Consider the following 2,250-nt stretch of genomic DNA (forward strand, 5'->3'; position numbering starts at 1 on the left):
ACTCTTGAATTTACATAGGGAACCTCTATTAAATTACCACTACCATAGATGATACACGTCAGCGAATCTTTTCGACTATCATCCAACATCCGTATCAACATTTGACCTTTACGTTGCTTCACCTCCAACAGGTTTGAGGTTTTAAGCCGTGGCGGTTCATTTCCACTCGCAACACATAGAGCCCTGCCATTCTTTTCCACTACGGTCAACGGTTTATAGTAGAAATGCTCAGAACCAAAATTACGCATCCACTGTGTATAGGCTACCATAGTATAGACACCGCCGTTCATTCCCCGTGGCAGAATCATCGCATTAGAAAATATGCCATCTGTATCACAACGCAACATGACACGTTGCATCAAAGTGTCTGCCTGCTGGTCGTGAAGTTCTACATAAACATAACGAGAACGGGACACGGGGACGCGCGTCACCGCATCAAGCAAATGGGCACGAAACCATACCGTATCACCTGCCATATAATAGGAACGATCGGTTTGCAAATATATACGCTCCTGAGGTACTTTGGAATAGTAGTCTAATATGGATGAAATTAAACAACTATAGACAGTATCTTGAACATACACGTTCACACTACCTCTTGCCCCTAATACTCTCAATAAAAGGAGGATACTAATAACAATTCGACAAGCACACTTCATAGTTGTAGTCGGCATTCATCACACATTCTCTGTACACGCACCAATCATTATATTCTTCAACATCTTTTTCATCCGTAAAATCCCATCCTTTTATCTGTATTCCCTTACAAGTTCCTATTTCGCATAAATAGCTGGACTCACAATTCTTAGCACAAACATCTTCAGCAAAAGTATTTCTGGTTATGTTTTTTTTGTACACTCTCACATTATAATGTTGGATTGCTTTTATATAATCCTGCTTATCTAACCTCACACCCTTAAATGCCATCGTTCTTGCTTTCATTAGTTCAACAACTCTTGCTTCATAATCAACACCTGTAAGTTTTGTCAATTTTGTCACAAGCTCATTCTGTACTTCAACAGTTTTAGTATGCACAACAGAATCAAGCAAAGTAGTGTATTGCTTACGCTGATTTTTTGACATAGAGTTCACAATACTATTCATTCGCTTTCGATCTTTAATCAATATCATTTGATACTTCTGATGTTGTTCTGACGCAACAAAGACATCAGCTTCTGTAGGTTTTTCTATTGGCATAGCATTCTCATCATTACAGCTCGCCTGCAGAAAAACCAAAGATATCATTAACAATATTTCCTTTTTCATAGTCTTTTCCTTGCTTTTCAATTTATTCACCAACCACACCCTGCCAGCTGACCAACATACCGTTGTCACTTGCACCTTCGATTGTCACCAAGTAGCGTTTTGACACATCAGAAGAATAAAACTGCAACGAAGCACAACCATCATCTCCCACCACAACGCGAGGATTCCAATAAAGCGTTGTCCGATAGTCGGGACGCGTATAGTCACTCTTATCAGAATTGGGATACTGAGGCGAATAAAACTCACGCTCAGGGCGATAACCTAATGGTTGCACCTTCGCCATCGAGAGCAAACTACTACGACGTTTGACTTCCGAACCATCTTTCAGAAAGATGAACAGCACACCAGGAACTGTAAACAGAGCACTAATTCCAAATACAGTATTCTGTGGATTATTCATAGAAAAATACTCAATATTCCGGACATTTTCAGGAAGAATCTGAAGGACTTCTTTGTGATCAGACACCACATTATCTACGTATATTTTCCCAACTTTCTGTCCAATACCTCCTATTATTTTGTCACCGTATTCATCAACACCGCAATAAATACCAAGCAATGCCAAGAGCGACTCCATTGATGATGCATGTTCAATCCGTGGATCACCCTCAAATATATTTCGGTTTGCCTCCAAGTTGGAGTAATTGGATGGCTTGATTTTAGGTTTACTGCCGGTTTTCTCTATCTCTGGAAGTTCTATTATTCTACTACTATTGTACATTTGCTGCTGTTGACCTTGTGTAGCATACGCTAACATTTTCTTTTCTTCAGTTAACAAATAATGAGGCAAAGAAACTCTTGGAAAGGTTGGTGCATCGATTTCCAATTTTACCATCGACATGCTTTTATTCTTCCGCGTAGCCTCCAACAACCATATCATATTTTCAGGACTATCCACCGTCAAGGAAAATCGCGAGCTATCGCCCAACTCAAATTCCTTGCGATAGCCTTCTATTGGATTGACCAACAGCAAATGCGGGTTCT

At 40.0% G+C, this 2,250-nt stretch carries 2 protein-coding genes and 1 pseudogene; all 3 read right to left on the minus strand.

The genetic code is table 11. The features are described from left to right. Nucleotides 1-476, minus strand: a pseudogene (locus CIK93_RS00970) (hypothetical protein); the annotation flags it as partial. 154 nt (nucleotides 477-630) lie between these two features. Further along, nucleotides 631-1,266, minus strand: coding sequence for a hypothetical protein (locus tag CIK93_RS00975; protein ID WP_094446315.1), 636 nt, complete (start codon nucleotides 1,264-1,266; stop codon nucleotides 631-633). Nucleotides 1,267-1,288: 22 nt separating this feature from the next. Next, on the minus strand, nucleotides 1,289-2,250 hold a 962-nt coding region (locus tag CIK93_RS13540; protein WP_158215450.1), incomplete at its 5' end, for a hypothetical protein.

The organism is Prevotella sp. P3-92, assembly GCF_002251205.1.
Lineage (GTDB): Bacteria > Bacteroidota > Bacteroidia > Bacteroidales > Bacteroidaceae > Prevotella.